At 66.7% G+C, this 330-nt stretch carries 1 protein-coding gene; it reads right to left on the bottom strand.

What is annotated here, in order from left to right; translation table 11 throughout:
* On the bottom strand, positions 1-330 hold a 330-nt coding region (locus GV790_RS29440; RefSeq protein ID WP_163818075.1), incomplete at both ends, for a helix-turn-helix domain-containing protein.

The following is a 330-nucleotide window of genomic DNA, read 5'->3' as shown; positions in this document are numbered from 1 at the left end:
GTGGTGACCGGGGTTTTCTCGGCGAGCAGGACCAGTGCGTGGTGCAGGCGTAGTTGAGTGCGCCACTGCGGGAAGGTCAAGCCGAGGTCATTGTGGAACAGCCGCGACAGCGTGCGGTCGCTGGCTCCGACTTCGCGGCCGAGTTCGGTCAGAGTGCGGGTGTCGCCGGGGTTGTCGGCGAGCAGCGCACACACCGTCCGCAACAAGGGTGCCGTGGGGGTGGGCAGGTGCAGTGGTTGTTGTGGTGAGGCACGCAACTGGTCGAGCAGGACCGCGCGAAGCCGCATGCGTTCCGGGGTGTCTCTGGTGTCGCGGGTGAAGGCAAGGATC

It is taken from the genome of Nocardia cyriacigeorgica, from assembly GCF_010858045.1.
GTDB classification, from domain to species: domain Bacteria; phylum Actinomycetota; class Actinomycetes; order Mycobacteriales; family Mycobacteriaceae; genus Nocardia; species Nocardia cyriacigeorgica_E.
Note: the sequence above shows the minus strand (reverse complement) of the source record. Positions and strands in the feature narration are given on the sequence as shown.